The sequence below is a fragment of the Streptomyces sp. NPDC041968 genome (assembly GCF_055589025.1).
Genome location: NZ_JBVJCB010000013.1, coordinates 209,044 through 224,717 on the forward strand (window position 1 = coordinate 209,044; position 15,674 = coordinate 224,717).

14 protein-coding genes are annotated in these 15,674 nt (G+C 74.2%); 5 read left to right on the top strand and 9 right to left on the bottom strand.

All coding sequences use genetic code 11. The features are described 5' to 3' along the window. Nucleotides 1–45: 45 nt before the first annotated feature. A complete protein-coding gene (locus ACZ6EG_RS28905; RefSeq protein ID WP_469608860.1) occupies nucleotides 46–1,581 on the bottom strand; it encodes an MFS transporter in 1,536 nt (511 codons plus the stop codon). Nucleotides 1,582–1,786: 205 nt separating this feature from the next. After that, on the bottom strand, nucleotides 1,787–2,440 hold the full coding sequence (locus ACZ6EG_RS28910) for a TetR/AcrR family transcriptional regulator (RefSeq protein ID WP_391970945.1): 654 nt from the start codon (nucleotides 2,438–2,440) through the stop codon (nucleotides 1,787–1,789). A gap of 303 nt (nucleotides 2,441–2,743) precedes the next feature. Between ACZ6EG_RS28910 and ACZ6EG_RS28915 the strand changes: the two genes are divergently transcribed. Together ACZ6EG_RS28915 and ACZ6EG_RS28920 are read left to right on the top strand one after the other, a co-directional pair. Then, on the top strand, nucleotides 2,744–4,042 hold the full coding sequence (locus tag ACZ6EG_RS28915) for a M6 family metalloprotease domain-containing protein (RefSeq protein ID WP_391970944.1): 1,299 nt from the start codon (nucleotides 2,744–2,746) through the stop codon (nucleotides 4,040–4,042). Nucleotides 4,043–4,128: 86 nt separating this feature from the next. Further along, nucleotides 4,129–5,742, top strand: a complete 1,614-nt coding sequence (locus ACZ6EG_RS28920; RefSeq protein ID WP_391970943.1) for an IclR family transcriptional regulator domain-containing protein — start codon at nucleotides 4,129–4,131, stop codon at nucleotides 5,740–5,742. Between the two features lie 10 nt (nucleotides 5,743–5,752). Here ACZ6EG_RS28920 and ACZ6EG_RS28925 read toward each other — a convergent pair whose 3' ends face one another. From ACZ6EG_RS28925 to ACZ6EG_RS28935, 3 genes are all read right to left on the bottom strand, one after another. Further along, entirely contained in the window at nucleotides 5,753–6,730 is a 978-nt protein-coding gene (locus ACZ6EG_RS28925) for an acyl-CoA thioesterase (RefSeq protein WP_469608865.1), read from the bottom strand. A gap of 368 nt (nucleotides 6,731–7,098) precedes the next feature. Further along, nucleotides 7,099–8,037, bottom strand: a complete 939-nt coding sequence (locus ACZ6EG_RS28930; protein WP_469608868.1) for an NAD-dependent epimerase/dehydratase family protein — start codon at nucleotides 8,035–8,037, stop codon at nucleotides 7,099–7,101. 11 nt (nucleotides 8,038–8,048) lie between these two features. Then, nucleotides 8,049–9,017 (bottom strand): ScbA/BarX family gamma-butyrolactone biosynthesis protein, encoded by a 969-nt coding sequence (locus ACZ6EG_RS28935; protein ID WP_469608871.1) that lies wholly within the window; start codon nucleotides 9,015–9,017, stop codon nucleotides 8,049–8,051. Nucleotides 9,018–9,173: 156 nt separating this feature from the next. On the opposite strand from ACZ6EG_RS28935, the gene ACZ6EG_RS28940 reads away from it, so the two are divergent. Next, complete coding sequence (locus ACZ6EG_RS28940) at nucleotides 9,174–9,866, top strand: ScbR family autoregulator-binding transcription factor (RefSeq protein WP_391970939.1); 693 nt, start codon at nucleotides 9,174–9,176, stop codon at nucleotides 9,864–9,866. A gap of 52 nt (nucleotides 9,867–9,918) precedes the next feature. Here ACZ6EG_RS28940 and ACZ6EG_RS28945 read toward each other — a convergent pair whose 3' ends face one another. After that, nucleotides 9,919–10,581, bottom strand: a complete 663-nt coding sequence (locus tag ACZ6EG_RS28945; protein WP_391970938.1) for a TetR family transcriptional regulator — start codon at nucleotides 10,579–10,581, stop codon at nucleotides 9,919–9,921. Between the two features lie 382 nt (nucleotides 10,582–10,963). On the opposite strand from ACZ6EG_RS28945, the gene ACZ6EG_RS28950 reads away from it, so the two are divergent. Both ACZ6EG_RS28950 and ACZ6EG_RS28955 read left to right on the top strand, forming a co-directional pair. After that, nucleotides 10,964–12,130, top strand: coding sequence for a sensor histidine kinase (locus ACZ6EG_RS28950; protein WP_391970937.1), 1,167 nt, complete (start codon nucleotides 10,964–10,966; stop codon nucleotides 12,128–12,130). After that, on the top strand, nucleotides 12,127–12,879 hold the full coding sequence (locus ACZ6EG_RS28955; protein ID WP_391970936.1) for a response regulator transcription factor: 753 nt from the start codon (nucleotides 12,127–12,129) through the stop codon (nucleotides 12,877–12,879). Before ACZ6EG_RS28950 ends, ACZ6EG_RS28955 begins: the two co-directional genes overlap by 4 nt. Here ACZ6EG_RS28955 and ACZ6EG_RS28960 read toward each other — a convergent pair. From ACZ6EG_RS28960 to ACZ6EG_RS28970, 3 genes are read right to left on the bottom strand one after another with little or no spacing between them, the layout of a single operon-like run. Further along, nucleotides 12,865–14,010: a beta-ketoacyl synthase N-terminal-like domain-containing protein gene (locus tag ACZ6EG_RS28960; RefSeq protein WP_391970935.1), complete on the bottom strand. Its 1,146-nt coding sequence runs from the start codon at nucleotides 14,008–14,010 to the stop codon at nucleotides 12,865–12,867. The two genes, ACZ6EG_RS28955 and ACZ6EG_RS28960, sit on opposite strands and share 15 nt — an antisense overlap. Beyond that, nucleotides 14,007–15,230, bottom strand: a complete 1,224-nt coding sequence (locus ACZ6EG_RS28965) for a beta-ketoacyl-[acyl-carrier-protein] synthase family protein (RefSeq protein ID WP_391970934.1) — start codon at nucleotides 15,228–15,230, stop codon at nucleotides 14,007–14,009. Before ACZ6EG_RS28965 ends, ACZ6EG_RS28960 begins: the two co-directional genes overlap by 4 nt. Further along, nucleotides 15,223–15,501, bottom strand: a complete 279-nt coding sequence (locus ACZ6EG_RS28970) for an acyl carrier protein (RefSeq protein ID WP_391970933.1) — start codon at nucleotides 15,499–15,501, stop codon at nucleotides 15,223–15,225. Before ACZ6EG_RS28970 ends, ACZ6EG_RS28965 begins: the two co-directional genes overlap by 8 nt. Nucleotides 15,502–15,674 lie beyond the last annotated feature (173 nt).

A 15,674-nucleotide genomic window follows, 5' to 3' on the forward strand; every position in this document is an offset into this window, starting at 1 on the left:
GCGCACGGATGGAACAGGAGACCCGAAGGGGTGCGGTGCCCGGCGTCAGTGGGCGACGACCGGCACCGGCAGCTCGTCCTCGACGGCGTCGCCCGCACCGAAACCCGTGACGGTGGTGCCGCCCGGCCGCCCGGCGTTGACGAAGGTCAGGGCGATCACCGCGGCCGCCACCAGGATGCCGACGGCGAACCAGATCGCGCTGGTGTAGCCCTGCACCTGGCCCTCCAGCTGGACCAGCTGCTGCTGGGAGCGCGAGGCGGCGCCGCCGATGTGGTCGGCGATGTAGGACGTGGTGGCCGAGGCGGCGATCGTGTTCAGCAGTGCCGTACCGATCGCACCGCCCACCTGCTGCGAGGTGTTGACCATCGCGGAGGCGACGCCGGCGTCCCGCGGCTCGACACCCTGGGTGGCCATGGACATGGCCGGCATGAAGGCCGTACCCATGCCGAGGCCGAGCAGCAGCATGCCGGGCAGCAGCACGGCGGCGTAGGACGTGTCGATCTCCAGCTGGGTCAGCAGCAGCATGCCGACGGCGGCGACCAGGAAGCCCGGGCCCATCAGCAGCCGGGGCGCGACCCGGGTCATCAGCCGGGTACCGATCTGCGTGGAGCCCGTGATCATGCCCGCGATCATCGGCAGGAAGGCGAAGCCGGTCTTGACCGGCGAGTAGCCCTTCACGATCTGGAGGTAGTAGGTGAGGAAGAGGAACAGCCCGAACATCGCGATGATCGCGAGGCCCAGCGAGAGGTAGATCCCGCCCCGGTTGCGCTCGGTGACGACGCGCAGCGGCAGCAGCGGGGCCTTGACCTTCGACTCGACGACCACGAAGGCGAGCAGCAGCACGGCCGCGCCGACGAACATGCCGACCGTCACCGCGTCGCTCCAGCCGTTCGACTCGGCGCGGGTGAAGCCGTAGACGAGTGCGACCAGGCCGAGCGTGGACAGGATGACGCCGGGCACGTCGAGGGACGAGCGGTTGCGGCTGCCCTGCGGTTCCCGGATGACGAGGTACGCGCCGGCCGCCGCGACGATCGCGAACGGGATGTTGACGAAGAACGTCCAGCGCCAGTTCAGGTACTCGGTGAGGAAGCCGCCGAGGATCAGGCCGACGGCGCCGCCGCCACCGGCGATCGCGCCGTAGATGCCGAACGCCTTGGCGCGCTCCTTGGCGTCCGTGAACATCACGGCGAGCAGGGAGAGCGCGGCGGGCGCGAGCAGGGCGCCGAAGACGCCCTGGAGGGCGCGGGAGCCGAACATCATCGCCTCGTTGGTGGCCGCGCCGCCGAGCGCCGAGGCGACGGCGAAGCCGGCCAGGCCGGTGACGAAGGTGCGCTTGCGGCCCCACAGGTCGGCTATCCGGCCGCCGAACAGCAGCAGACCGCCGAAGGCGAGGGCGTAGGCCGTGACGACCCACTGCCGGTTGCCGTCGGAGATGCCGAGGTCCTGCTGGGCGGAGGGCAGGGCGATGTTCACGATGGTGGCGTCCAGGACGACCATCAGCTGGGCGAGCGCGATGAAGACGAGCGCTTTCCAGCGGCCGGCGTCCGGGACGCCGGGGGCCTTGAGGGCTGTTTCAGACATGGGGATACCCACTTCGGGACTTCGTGACGAAGAAATCGGGACTTCGTGACGTGACGGAAAACGTGACTTCGGGACGACGGAAAAGACGAGCAGGGACGACCGGTACCGGGGCGGCGGCCGCGTGGCCGCCGCCCGCCGGTTCGGGGCGTCGGTCGTTCAGGGAGACGGTTGAGGGAGGCAGTTCAGGGAGACAGCAGTCGCGGGGCTACCGGTCGCAGGGCCGGCGCAGCTCCTCCATGGTCACGGCGGTGCCCGGCAGGGCGGAGCGGGCCGGAGCCCGCAGCCCGTCCAGGAACAGTTGCAGATGGCGGTGGACGAACCGGTCGGCGCTCAGGCACCCCGTACCGGCCGGGGGCCGGCTGAGCTGGGCTGCGGCGATCATCAGATCGCCCACGCCCACGTCGGTACGGAGCTGACCGGCCGCCTTCGCCCGGTCCATGACCTCGGCGATGAGCCGCTCGACCCGTTCACGCGCCGCCTCCAGGTCGGGGTGGTGCTGGTCGAAGGTGCTGGAGACCATGGGGCACAGGGCGCTGATCCGCTCGTCGGCGGCGACGTGCACGAAGCGCTCCAGCGCTCCGAAGGCGTCCCCATTCTCCGCGAGCGCCAGCTCGGCCGCCCGTGCCGTACGGTCCATGACCGAGCAGACGACCTCGCGGACGAGGGCGTCGCGGTCGGGGAAGTTGCGGTACACCGTGGCGTTGCCCACGCCGGCCCGGCGGGCGATGTCGTCGAGCGGCACGTCGGGGCCGTGCTCGACGAACATCTCGCGGGCGGCGGTGACGATCCGCTCCCGATTGCGCAGGGCGTCGGCGCGGGGCCGGGCCACCTTGTGCTGCTCGGGGGTTGCGGTCTGCACGGCGTACTCCTCGGGCGGTGGGACTGGCGATCCGGGGAGGGAGTCCCCGTTTCGCTCGGACACCTGACTAAACGGGGAAACGATCCCCGGTTATTTCCCCGACCGGGAAAGAAACACCGTGACGTGGGTCACATTCCATTCGCCTCCCCGTGCCGCCCTCCCCCGCCCCTCTCCCCCGGTCGGTGGCTACCGGTGAGAAACCCACGATCGGCTCCTCCAGCGCGCGCCCCTCCCGCCCTCGGCACAGGGTGATCGAAAGGGTGCAGCCGGTGTCCGGCGGCTGCCGTGGTCCGGGAGGTCTGCATGCAGCCGCAGCCGCAGGTGCAGCCGCCGAGCCGTCGGATACGCCCGCGCCGGCTGGCCGCGATCGCCACCGTCACCGTCGTGACCTTCGCGGTCAGCACCTCGGCCGGCACCGGCGGGCTCGCGCCGGGCACCACGGCGGCGGGACCCGGCCCGGCCGCCCTCTCCCGGTCCTCCGCGCACGGCCCCTGCATGATCACCGGCGGCCCCGAGGTCCAGATGTCCGAGGGCGTCCCCACGTCCGCCGGCTACGCCCGCTCCACCGGCACCGTCCGCGCCCTCACCCTGATGATCGACTTCTCCGACGCGCCCGGCGAGGGCGAGGCGCTCGACCGGTACGCGGAGTTCTTCCCGCAGACCGCGGAGTGGTTCCGCACCAGCTCCTACGGCCGCCTCGACTACCGCCCCGAGACCCCGGTCCGCGACTGGCTGCGCATGCCGAAGTCCTTCGCCGAGTACGGCATAGAGCGCGGCGCGCCCTTCGAGCCCGGCTACCGGGAGATGGTGCAGGACCTGGTCGCGGAGGCCGACGCGAAGGTGGACTTCCAGGCTTACGACCTCCTGAACGTGCTGGTCACCCCCAACGCGGGCCCCTCCGCCCTGGACACCGTCCTGTCCGTCACCTTCGCCGGCAACCCCGAGGCCCCGGTCGCCGACGGCGTCCCGGTGGCCAACGCGTCCTTCGTCTACTCCCGGCAGGACGACGGCTCGGGCTCCTACGACGCGACCGGCTACCGCGTCCTCCCCCACGAGAACGGCCACGTCTTCGGCCTCCCCGACCTCTACACCCAGGAGGGCGGCGGGGCCGTCGGCCACTGGGACATCATGAGCGAGGACTGGGGCGCCAACAACGACCTCCTCGGCTGGCACAAGTGGAAGCTGGGCTGGCTGGACCCCGCCCAGGTGCACTGCGCGTCGGCACCGGGTACGAGGGAGTACACGCTGACGCCGCTGGCCCGCAGGGGCGGCGACAAGGTGGTCGTCGTCCCGCTGGACGGACGCAGCGGGTACGCGGTCGAGCTGCGCACCCAGGAGGGCAACGACGAGACGGTGTGCCGGCCGGGCGTGCTGATCTACAAGGTCGACGCGGACGTGGACACCGGGATGGGCCCCGTGACGGTGTACGACTCCCGCCGGGACAGCGGCGGCTGCACCCGCAGCCCGAACGTCCACGCCGAACTCTCGGACGCCGCCTTCACCCCGGGGGAGACCTTCGAGGACCCGCGCCGGGGCGTCACGATCACGGTGTCGGCGGCGGACCCGAACGGCGACCACAAGGTACGGGTCACCCGGGGGTGAACGACCGGGGGCGGGCGGTGGGGCGGTACGGGCCGGGGCGGCCGGGATTACGGTAGGCCTGCCGCGATCGCCGTACCGGAGAGCCGATGCCCGCCCACACCACGAACGACACCCCGCGCGACGGGGGTGGCGCCGCCCCGGCCGAGGCGGTGGCCCCGCTGCTGCGCGGCCTCGCCGTACTGCGCCGGCTGACCGAGGCGGACGGCGGCACCCTCAGCCTCAGCGGACTGGAGAAGGCGACCGGCCTGGCCCGTTCCACCGTCGACCGCGTCACGGCGACCCTCGCCCGCATGGGATACGTCCGCCTCGACGGCCGGGACGTGACGCTCGCCCCCCGCCTGACCGAACTGGGCAACGCCTACCTGGCCGCGCTGCGCCTGCCCGCCCTGCTGTCCGCCCGGGCCGACGCCCTGGCCGACGAACTGGACGAGTCGGTGTCCCTCGCGGTCGGCGACCGCGACGGCATCCGCTTCATCCACCAGGCCACCCGCCGCCGCGCGATGTCCCTCAGCTTCCGCATCGGCGACCTGCTCCCCGCCGAACGCACCGCGCCGGGCCCGCTGTTCGCCGCCGAGTGGACGGACGCCGACTGGCGCCGCTGGCACGACCGCCGGGCGGCGGACCCGCGGGACCGCACCTTCCCGGCCGTCCCCCCGCGGGAACACACCGCTTACGACGAGGATTTCGAGCACCGTACGGCGCGGGCGGCGGCCGACGGCTGGGCGCTGGACGACCAGTTGATCGAACCGGGCCTGGTCGCGGTGTCGGTCCCGGTCCGGGAACCCGGTTCCGGCCGGGTGGCGTGCGTGGCGAGCGTGGTGAGCCACACCAGCCGCCACACCGCCGGGGACCTGCGGGCGGCCCTGCTCCCCCACCTGCGCACGGCCGTCGCGGCGATGGAGGACGACCTGCGCACCGCCCCGCCGCCGGAGCCCGGGCCGCCGCCCGCGGGCCTCGCCGTCTGGACGGGCGCGTCGAAGCAGGAGCTGGGCAGGGAGTTCGTCGAGTCGCTGGCCCGCGGGCTGACCGTACTGACCGCCTTCGGCGAGGGCCGGCCGGCGCCGACCCTCACGGAGATCGCGAAGGCGACGGGCCTGGCCCGGGCGACCGTACGACGGGCGCTGATCACCTTCGAACACGCGGGGCTGGTCGCACCGGCCCCCGGCCGCGCCTTCACGCTCACCCCGCGGGTGCTGTCCCTCGGTTTCCCGCCGCTCTCCCGCACCTCCCTGCCCGAGATCGCCCAGCCGCACCTGACCGCCCTCGCCGACCGCGTCCAGGAGCCGGCCTCCCTGGCCGTCCTGGCGGACTCGGGCGAGGAGATCCAGTACACGGCCCGGGCGTCCACGAATCACGTGCTGAGCGCCCACGTCACGGTCGGCGGCCGGCGGCCGGCGTACGCGACGGCACCGGGGCGCGTCCTGCTGGCCGGTCGGCCCGGCGGCGCCCTTCCCGAGGTCCGGGCCCAGGGTCACGCCCTGGTCGACGAGGAGCTGGAGGCGGGTCTGCGCTCCCTCGCGGTACCGGTGCGCGACCGTACGGGCCGGGTGGTGGCGGCCGTGAACGTGGCGACGCACGCGGCCCGCCGCAGCGCGGCGTCCTGTGTGGCGGACGTCCTGCCGGAACTGCGGCGCACCGCCGACCTCGTCGAGGCGGACCTGCGGGTGGCGGGGCGGTTCAGAACGGTGCCGACGACCTGACCTCGGCGCGTCAGTCCGTCTCGGGCTTGGCCACCGCCCAGGAGAAGGGGTCGATGTCCGGCTCGGGTGCCTCCTCGGGCGCACGGCCCCGGCCCGTCGCACGGCCGGGCCGCATCACGCCCTCCTGGACGACGGTCGCGGCGAGCGCCCCGTCGGACGTGTAGATCCTCGCGTGGGCCAGCGCCCGGCCGTCGGCGGTGGACGGACTGCGCTGCTCGTACAGCAACCACTGGTCCGCCCGCAGGGGGCGGTGGAACCACATCGCGTGGTCGAGGCTGGTCGCGGCCCCCTGCCCGTCGTTGGGCAGGCCGGTGCGGTGGTGCGGGGAGGCGGAGTCCAGCAGGGTCAGGTCGGACAGGTAGGCGACGAGGCACTGGTGCAGCGCCGCCCCGCCGGCGGCCACGTCGTCGGGCAGCTCCCGCACCCGGAACCAGACGCGGGTGACCGGCCCCGACCTGTCGGTGTAGCGCACGTCGACGGCGTCGCGCAGGTCGGACAGGAGCCGGATGACGGCGGGGTGCACGTGCGCCGGGGGCGCGTCGACCGCGTGCGGCAGGTGGTGCGGGGGCTGGGCCGCGGGCATGTCCACCTGGTGCTCCGCACCGGGTTTCGACGTCCTCTTGAAGGAGGCCGTCATGTGGAACACCTCCTGCTCCCCGCGGCCGCCGGACTGCACCGCCACCACCCGGCGGCTGGTGAAGGAGTGGCCGTCGCGCAGCCGTTCCACACGGTAGGTGATCGGCCGGGCCGGATCGGCGCGGAAGAGGAAGTAGCCGTGCAGCGAGTGCGGTTCGCGGTCGCCGGGCACGGTGCGGCCGGCGGCGCTCAGCGCCTGCGCGACCGTCTGGCCGCCGAACACCGCGGACCCGGTGGCCGGGACCGCGCCGAGGGCGCGGAACGCGTCCGGTCCCACCGGGACCAGGGACAGCGTCTCCAGCAGCGGCCGTGCGGGCGCGTCGGCGAGGGGGAGGGGGAGGGTCGTCGTCATGGTCATCACTCGGGGTCCGGTACGACGCGGGACCGGGGGGTGCTGTACAACGGGGCCTCCGGGGTGGTGGGTCGGGGCGGCGCGAGGCCGTCCGGGCGCGGCCGCGCCGCACACCGGCAGCGTCGCAGCGGCGCGTGGAAGGCGAATGAAAGTCGAATCGAAGTCGCGGTCGCCTTCCGGATTCCGCTCGGAGGGACTTTCGGAGGCTTTGCCCGGAACACGCGATTGCGGACGCCGACGCCCCGCCGCCGGGGACGACGGCGCCGGACCCGGACACGCCGGGCCGGGCCGGGCCGGGGGGCGGGTCCCGACCCGGCTCGGGTGATCGCCGGCCCGTCCGGCCCGGCCCGGCGCGTCCGTTCGGCCGGCTAGGCCCCGTCCGACGGGGCCAACGCCCGCCGGTACCAGTCCTCGTGCCGGGCGAAGCCCTCCTCGAACGCCGGGCCCGGCGGGCTGTCGAGGTCCGTCCACAGCGGGTCGGCGTCGAACCAGTGGTCGCTGATCAGCAGGTCGAGGTCGTGCCGGGACCCCCCGCGGGCCCGCACCGCCTCGTACGCCTGGTCGAGGGTCAGGTCGCGCTCGGGCCACGGGACGTCCGCGGCTGCGGCCACCGCGCGCAGCACCGTGTGCCAGGACACGGGCCGCGGATGGCAGGCGTGGTAGACGGGCGCGGTGAGCCGCCCGGCGGGCGCGAGAGCCGCGGCGACCAGGGCCCGGGCGAGGTCCTCGGCGGCGATGACGGACACCTGCGCCCGCCAGCCCGCCACGGTGCCGGGCAGGACCCGCAGCAGCCGGGCCAGCGCGGGCACCACCCTCGTGTCCCCGCGGCCGTACACCATGTGGGGGCGGACGACCGTGCCGCCCGCGGCCAGGACGGCGTCCTCGCCGGCCGCCCGGGTCCGTGAGGTGGCCGACCCGGGAGCCCGTCGCAGCTCCTCGGGGCGGGCGCGCCGGAAGGTGCCCCGCCCGTACACCGCGGCGGTGCTGAGCTGGACGATCCGGCCGACGCCCGCGCGGCGGGCCTCGTCGACCAGCGCGGCGGTGCCGCGGGCGTTGACCGCCTCGCACCGGTCCTCCGGGCCCCCGATCAGGGAGGCGCAGTGCAGCAGGGCCTCGGCCCCGTCGCACAGGCCGCGCAGGGTGGTGGGGTCGGTGAGGTCCGCGCGGACGACCGTGGTGCGGGGTCCGTCCGCGCGCACCCGGGCGTCATGGGCCGTCAGCCGCAGGGTGGCGCCGAGGCGTTCGGCCTCCCGGACGACGTGGCCGCCGATGAAGCCGCCGGCGCCGGTGATCACGAGGGTGGGCACGGGCCGCCTCCTCACCGGGTCCGGGTCGGGCACAGGACCACGGTGGCGGTGAAGACCGTCTTGCCGTTCTGCGTGCCGCGCACGGTCGTCGGGACGCGGCCGGCGCTGTCCGGACGGCCGGCTTCGGCGTCGATCCAGCAGGGCGCGTCGAGTTCGGCGTAGCGCGCGAAGGCGCTCTCCAGTCCGACGGGCAGGGCGTCGGGAAGGGCCGTCACGGCGTGCGCTGCCTGCCGGGCCGCCTCCAGGAGCACCATGCCGGGCACGTGGTCGACCGGGTGGTCGAAGAAGACCGGGTGCGCGGTGTCCACCCGCAGCTGCCAGCGGTGCGGGGAGTGCGGGTCGGCGGCGGCCAGGACGACATCGCGCGAGCCCTGTCTGCCGACGCTCTCCGGCGCTATGCCGACCGGCATCGGGACGCTCGCCCCGCCGGTCCGGTCCCCCCGCAGCCTGCGGTAGACGGACGGGCTGGTGCAGCTGAAGGCCGCCGTGGCCGTGGCGAGCGGGGCGCCGTCGCGCTCCACGGTCACGTGGTACTCCATGCCCGCCAGCTTGCCGCCCCGGCGCGTGATGTCGCCGCACTCGGCCCGCAGCACGACCTCGGTGGGTCTGGGGCCGGCCACGAGCGCCTCCGGCCGGGCGTCGAAGGACATGTGCCACATCAGGAACTGGTGCCCGAAGGGAACGTCGTACTGGGCGTGTGCGAGCAGTGCCCCGGTCTGGCGGACCGACTCCACCAGGAGGAGCGGGTCCTGGTAGCCGCCCACCGGGACGAACAGCGCGTGGGCGCGCGGCCACTGCGCCGTGACGGAGAACCGGTCGGCGCTGTCTGCTTCCCAGTGGGTGAGGAACACTTCGGAGACGGCGGCGCGGTGAACGTACTCGCGTGGCACCGTGGTGGTGAGCCTGGTGCTCGCGAAAATGCTCCTGGTCCCCGTGCGGGTGCGCTGATCAGGAACAACGGCACTGAGCGTGCGCGACATGCATGACACCTGTTCTCTCTGCGTGCAGGGCGAACGACCGCACCGGCGCACAGCCCCCCTGCGCTGGTCAACATGACCTTGCCAAGGGCTAAGATACAGACAGGTCGGTTCGGTTTGCCAGACAGATTTTGTTGTTCACGAAGATGTGAGGTCGGGATGGCAGTGCAGGAGCGGGGTGAGCGCTCGAGGCGCTCCATCCTGGAGGCGGCTGCGCGAGTCTTCGACGAACGCGGCTACGACGCGGCGAGTACGAACGAGATCCTGGCGCGCAGCGGGCTGACGCGGGGCGCGCTCTACCACCACTTCCCCTCCAAGGAGGCCATCGCGGCGGCCCTGGTGGCGGCGCAGAGCGAGGCCCTGGTGGTCCCCGATCAGCCGATGAAACTGCAGGCGGTGGTGGACCTCACGCTGGAGTACGCCCGCCGGCTGCAGAGCGACCCGGTGCTGCGGGCGAGCGTGCGGCTGACCATCGAGCAGAGTTCGTTCACCCGCCCCGGCGTGACGCCGTACCAGCAGTCGGCCGACGCCATCCTCGGCCTGCTCGAGGTGGCCGCGGAGCAGGGCGAGCTGCTGCCCGGCGCGGACCTGGAGGAGGTCACGCAGTTCATCGTGGGCGCGTTCACCGGCGTCCAGCTGATGTCGCAGGTGTACAGCCGGCGTCGGGACCTCATGCAGCGCGTGCGGACGATGTGGCGGCTGGTGCTGCCGGGCGTCGCCACTCCGGGCGTGCTGGCGCGGCTGCGGGTCGCGCCGCCCTCCGCCGTCACGGACGAGCCCGACGGGGCGGACGGGACGGGCGGGGCGGGCCGGACCTCCGCGGCGGCACCCGGGGAGCCGGCGCACGGCTGAGCCGCGCCCGGGACCGCGGGGGCGCGGGGGCGCGCACCGGCGGCCGGTGGCGTCACACCCCGGCGTCGACCTCGGCGACGGCCCGGGCGGCCGCCGGCACCGGGGCGCCGTCGGTGGGCGGCTCCGGGGGCGGGAAGAGCGGGCGCAGGGTGCGCCAGATCCGTTCGGACGTGGCGGGCGACCACCAGTCAGCCTCCGCCCTCCCCAGCGACTCCAGACCCGCGACGACCGCCACGGCGAGGTCGGCGAGGTCCTGGGGCTCGGCCGCGCGGTCGGCCGGGGCGGCGGACGACAGCAGCCCGCGCAGCCGGTGGTGCACCGAGTCCAGCACCTCCTGCCGCAGCCGACGGGAGGGGTCCGCGGACCCGTCCGGGTCCAGCCGCAGCCCGGCGCGGACGACGGGTTCGTCGCCCAGGGCCTTGCCGAGTCCGGCGGTGAAGCGGGACAGCGCCGCGAGGACCGCGTCCTCGGACGGGTCGGCCGGGTCCGCGGTGAAGGCCTCGTCGACCAGCGCGGTGGTCCTGCGGCGCGCCTGGTCGCGCACCCGGACCGCCACGTCCTCCTTCGCGGCGAAGTGGTGGTACAGGGCGCCCCTGCTCACTCCCGCACCGCGGCAGATCTCGACCAGTCCGGCCGCTTCCGGACCTCCGTCGCCGATCAGTTCGGCGGCGGCACGGAGGATGGCCTGGCGGGTCTGCTCGGCTCGCTTCTGCATCGGACGGCGCGGTCCTTCCTCGCACGGCGCGGCGGCGGTCTTGCGCGACGGACACCGGGCCCCGTCGCCAGAGGTCAAGTGAAGCACCGGAACCTGAACCATACAAGTCTGCCTGCTTTATTCTTCCGGCCGGCCCCGACCGTGCGAACCCCACCGCCGGGCGCCACGGCCGCTCCCTCACCCTCACCGCGACGCCCCAGAACTGGTCAAACGATACCGAGGACCGACACGGAGATGTCGGGAACCGCGGCCCGACGCAGTGCACCACCCCCTCAAGGGACGCTGGGGGCGGCGCTGTCGCGCGGTCCAGATCCCGTTGACAAACAGACAAGCCTGTTTGTTAATGTCACTCTTGTCTGGAATCCGAGCGTGAGGAGTCCTCATGGACGACCCGACGACACCGATACGTCGGCCGGACGGGAGACCACCGGCCGCGACCGCCGCTCCCCCCGGCACCGTCTTCGTCGCCGCCCTGCGCGAGGGACTGATCCGCGCGACGCGTCCGGACACGCGCCCGCGGCCCCCCGTACCGCGCGTCGCGGCCGGGCTCCGTCCGGCGGCACCCGCGCAGGCGCCCGCGCAGGCCGGTCACGAGGCGGTCCTGCACCGGTTCCGGCTCGCCCTCCCGGCGGTGCTGCCGCCCGCCGACCGCGAGCGGGCCGCGCTGACCTCGGCACTGGCCGCCTTCGCCCGGCGCGTACTGGCACACGCCACACGCGCCGACGAGCGGCCGCCGGGCGCGCGCCCGTTCCTCCCCGCCACCAGCGAGGTCGCGCCCCACCACCTCGTGGCGGCGGTCGGCCTGCTGTACGAGTGCGCGCTGCTCGACGCGCTGGAGAGCGCGTCCGGCTGCGACGGGCCGGCGCTGCCGCGGGCCCTGGCCGCCGTGCGGGGCCTCGCCGACGTGCTGCGGACGGCCCAGGCCGACTTCTGGCGCGGCGACGGCGGCTGGAGCGAGTCCCGCCGGCTGGCCCGCCGACTCCACGACGAGTTGGGCAGCACCCTGGCCGTGGCCCTGCACCGCGTCGAACTCGGCGAGAGCGACCCGGCCGGCGGCGCCGCCCACCTGGCCGTGGCCAGAAGGGCCCTGGACCAGGCCGTACGGGAGAACCGCAGCCTGATCGCGGGCCTGCGGCACAGCACCCGCACGCCGCCGCTGCGGGCCGCCCTCGACGCCTTCGCGAGCGACCTGGCGACGCCGACGGACGTCTCGGTGCGCATCATCGGTGACGAGACCGTCGCCCCGGAGCACTGCCGCCGCGAACTGCTCCTCGTCCTGCGCGAGATCCTGCGCAACTGCCTGACGCACGCCGGGGCCGCGCACGTCGAGGTGACGGTCCGCGTCACCCGGCGGTGGGTGTACGCCCGGGTCGACGACGACGGTGCGGGTTTCGTCGTACAGCCCGCCGCGGCGGGCTCGCGCGCCGGGCACGGTCTGGTCGCCGTCCGGGAGCGGGTCGAGGACCTCGGCGGCCGGCTGCGCCTCACGAGCGCGCCCGGCGAAGGCACCCGCACAGAACTGCACGTGCCGCTCGGGGCACGGCCGTGACCGTGCCGGCGTCCACCACCGAACAGCCGCCCTCCGTACGCCCGGTGCGCATCGTCATCGCCGACGACCACGCACTGTTCCGCGAGACGCTCGCCGACCTGCTGGACGCGCAACCCCGCCTCACCGTGGTGGGGCAGGCCGCCGACGGCGCGCAGGCCGTCCGGTGCGCGACCGACGAGCGGCCCGACCTGCTGCTGCTCGACGTCCAGATGCCCCGCAGCCGGGGGGCGGGGACGGTGCGCGAGATCCTCTCCGTCTCCCCGCGCACCCGCGTGCTGTGCCTGACCGCCCATGCGCAGTCCTACCTCGTGGAGGAGATGCTCGCGGCCGGCGCACGCGGCTTCCTGCACAAGGGCATCGACCGCACGGCGCTGCTGATGGCCGTCTCGAACGCGCTCACCGACGCCCGGCACACGACCGTCCTGGTCCCCTCCGGCACCGCGCGCCACGAGGGTGTGGAGGAGCCGCTCTCCCGGCGCGAGCACCAGGCCCTGGTCGGCGCGGCGTCGGCGATGAGCAACCGGCAGATCGCCGACTGGCTCGGCATCTCCGAGGGAACGGTCAAACGGCACCTGAACCGCGTCTTCCGCAAACTGGACGCGGTGTCCCGGGTGGACGCCGTCAACAAGGCGGTCCGCGCCGCCCTCATCCCCTCCCCCGACGTGCCCGCGGCAGCACCGCACCGGTCGCCGGGAAGACGCTCCTCCCCGGCGGCCGGCGACCGGCTGCCTCGCTCATCCGGTGGCTGACGGCCGGCGCAGCACGGCGGCGCCCACCGATCCGTCGTGGCCGACGGACGTCACCAGACCGAAGCGGCGGACAGCGTCGTCCGCGACTCCCGGCCCGCCCTCCCAGTGCGCGAGCAGCGCGGCCAGTTGCAGCGCGCCGCCGGCGCTGTAGGTCTCCCCGAGGACGTCCCGCACCCGCAGCACGTCGGGCGCGTGCCCGGCCAGTGCCCGGCGCAGACCCCGGGTCTCCACCGCGCCCCAGCCCGGACCGCCGGCCGCCCCGGCCGAGACGACGTCGACGTCGCCCGGCCGGGCGCCGCCGGCCCGGAGCGCGTTCTCCACACAACGGGCCAGGGCCGCCGCCACCGCGTGGGGTCCCTCCTCCGGCGGAGTGAAGGCCACCTCGCAGGCGGTCAGTTCGACCCGCGGCGAGCCCGGCGCGGCCGGTTCCGGCGCCGCGTCCAGGACGAAGACGGCACTGCCCTCGCCGATGGCCGGCCGGTCGCCGAGCGCGCCGCCCCGGTGCCAGGCCCAGGCCGTGTGCGCGCTGAGTTCCTCCACCGCCCCGGTCAGCAGCCGCTCGGCCCGGCCGGTCAGCAGCGCGGTGCGGGCGTAGCGCAGCGCGGACAGCGCGGAGACCGGACCGCCGGCGAGCGAGGCGTTCACACCGGTGAGGGAGTGCCGCATGGCCACCTGGCTGGCACCGTGGTTCAGCAGCAGGCCCGGGAAGAGCGCCGGGCTGACCAGGTAGGGGCGCTCCGCCTCGTAGGTCTCGCGGAAGAACTCCGCGAAGGCCCGGGCGCTGCCGGTGCTGGTGCCGAGCACCACACCGGTGTCCACGTCGCGGGACCCGTCGGGCTCCTGCAGGCTGTCCAGCGCCATCTCCGCCGCCGCCATGGCGAGCGTGGTGGTGCGGCTGAGCGCTCTCAGCCCCTTGCGGCCCAGGTACTCCTGCGGTGCGAAGTCGGGTACCGGCACCAGCCGGACGCCCGGCGGCGCCGGCTGCCCGTCCAGCAGCCGCGCGGGATCCTCACCCGGGGGCAGCACGCCCGACCGGACCGCCTCGTACAGGGCCTTGCCGCCGGGGCCCGCCGCGCTGAGCACCCCGTAGCCGGTGATCCGTACGGCAGTGGACTGTGCGGTGGCGCTCATGCGGCCCTCCCCAGCATCACGATGGCGTTGTTGCCCCCGAAGGCGAACCCGTGGTTCTCCACGACCCTCGGCCGGGCGTCCCGGGCCCGGCCGGGCACGCAGTCCAGGTCCGGGCCGAGGGCGGGGTCCACCGCGCGGACCGTCGCCGTCGGCGGCAGGAACCCGTGGTGCAGCGCCGCGCAGCAGGCCAGCGCACCGAAGCCGCTGGCGGCGCCCATGGTGTGGCCGAGCATCGACTTGATGGAGCTGATCGGCGGGACGCGGTCGCCGAACACCTCCCGTACGGCCGCGACCTCGGTGGAGTCGTTGGCGGCCGTGCCCGTGCCGTGGGCGCACACGTAGTCGACGGCGTCCGGCTCGATGCCGGCGTCCTTGTGCGCCCGGCGGATGCACTCGGCGATACCGTCCCGGTCCGGCTGCGTGGGGTGCTTCGCGTCGCAGGTCAGGCCGTATCCCAGCACCTCGGCGTAGATACGGGCCCCGCGGGCGACGGCGTCGTCCCACGACTCCAGGACCAGGGCCGCGCCGCCCTCCGCGGTCATGATGCCGGCCCGCTCCTCGTCGAACGGGCGGCACAGGTCGGGGGCGATGGCGCCCAGCCGGTGGAAACCGGCGTGGGTGGCCCGGTTCACCGCGTCGGCGCCGCCGGCGATCATCACGTCCATGGCGCCGCTGCGGATGAGGTCGAAGCCGTACCCGATGGCGTAGTTGCTCGCCGAGCAGGCGGTGCCGAAGGTCTGCGCCTCGCCGTGCAGGCCGAGTTCGGTGTTCACGGCGGCCGCGATGCGGTCCGCGGAGGCACGGGCGGCGAGATCCCCGTCAATCCCGTCGATGCCCCGGTCCAGCCACTGCTCGGTCAGTTCCTGGAAGGCGCGGGCCTCTCCGTTGGTCGTCCCCATGGCACTGCCGGCCCGGGCCTCGGACAGGTCGTCGCCGGCCCAGCCCGCGTCCCGCGCGGCGAGCCGGGCGGCCGCCGCGGCGAACTGGCCGCTGCGGCCCCACTTCTCGGCCGGCAGCCGCTCCAGGTGGTCCTGCGGCCGGAAGTCGTGCACCTCACCGGCCCGGGTGTGCCGGAAGCCGGTGCTGTCGAAGGAGCTGATCTCCGTGATGCCGCTGCGGCCCTCGCGGACGGCCTCGGTGAAGGCCTCGGCGCCGATGCCGAGACTGCTCACCGCGCCCAGTCCGGTCACCGCCACACGGCGCGGCGCGCGCTCAGACATGCGCCACGGCGGTCGCGTGACGTGCGATCAGCTGGTAGGCGGTGCCGAGGTCGTCGAGGTCGACCAGTTCCTCCTGCGGTATCTCGATGCCCAGCTGCTTCTCGAAGCGCGAGAACATCTCGATGATCAGCAGGGAGTCGGCGTCGAAGTCCTCGACGAAGCTGTGCTGCTCCTCGACCTCCTCGGCGGAGACCTCCAGCACGTCCGCCACGATCTCCCGGACGCGGGTGCGCAGCTCGGGGGAGAGTTCGTTGACCAGGTTGCCCGACATGACCGTGTTCCCTTCAGCGTATGGACACATCCCGCCATTGACTGCGGGCGGAAATGTGGTTGGCGAATTCATGCTGCCACATTCCACACACGGCGGAGAACCCTCGAAAAACGAATTCAATCCCTCTTCCATGCGGGTTTTACACGCATTCCATTCCACCCTGGGAACAATAT

What these genes read in the sequence shown, in the direction of transcription:
- ACZ6EG_RS28905 (WP_469608860.1), bottom strand. Translation starts at nt 1,581, where the DNA reads ATGTCTGAAACAGCCCTCAAGGCCCCCGGCGTCCCGGACGCCGGCCGC.
- ACZ6EG_RS28945 (WP_391970938.1), bottom strand. Translation starts at nt 10,581, where the DNA reads ATGCAGAAGCGAGCCGAGCAGACCCGCCAGGCCATCCTCCGTGCCGCC.
- ACZ6EG_RS28915 (WP_391970944.1), top strand. Translation starts at nt 2,744, where the DNA reads ATGCAGCCGCAGCCGCAGGTGCAGCCGCCGAGCCGTCGGATACGCCCG.
- ACZ6EG_RS28950 (WP_391970937.1), top strand. Translation starts at nt 10,964, where the DNA reads ATGGACGACCCGACGACACCGATACGTCGGCCGGACGGGAGACCACCG.
- ACZ6EG_RS28960 (WP_391970935.1), bottom strand. Translation starts at nt 14,010, where the DNA reads ATGAGCGCCACCGCACAGTCCACTGCCGTACGGATCACCGGCTACGGG.
- ACZ6EG_RS28940 (WP_391970939.1), top strand. Translation starts at nt 9,174, where the DNA reads ATGGCAGTGCAGGAGCGGGGTGAGCGCTCGAGGCGCTCCATCCTGGAG.
- ACZ6EG_RS28965 (WP_391970934.1), bottom strand. Translation starts at nt 15,230, where the DNA reads ATGTCTGAGCGCGCGCCGCGCCGTGTGGCGGTGACCGGACTGGGCGCG.
- ACZ6EG_RS28935 (WP_469608871.1), bottom strand. Translation starts at nt 9,017, where the DNA reads ATGTCGCGCACGCTCAGTGCCGTTGTTCCTGATCAGCGCACCCGCACG.
- ACZ6EG_RS28925 (WP_469608865.1), bottom strand. Translation starts at nt 6,730, where the DNA reads ATGACGACGACCCTCCCCCTCCCCCTCGCCGACGCGCCCGCACGGCCG.
- ACZ6EG_RS28920 (WP_391970943.1), top strand. Translation starts at nt 4,129, where the DNA reads ATGCCCGCCCACACCACGAACGACACCCCGCGCGACGGGGGTGGCGCC.
- ACZ6EG_RS28970 (WP_391970933.1), bottom strand. Translation starts at nt 15,501, where the DNA reads ATGTCGGGCAACCTGGTCAACGAACTCTCCCCCGAGCTGCGCACCCGC.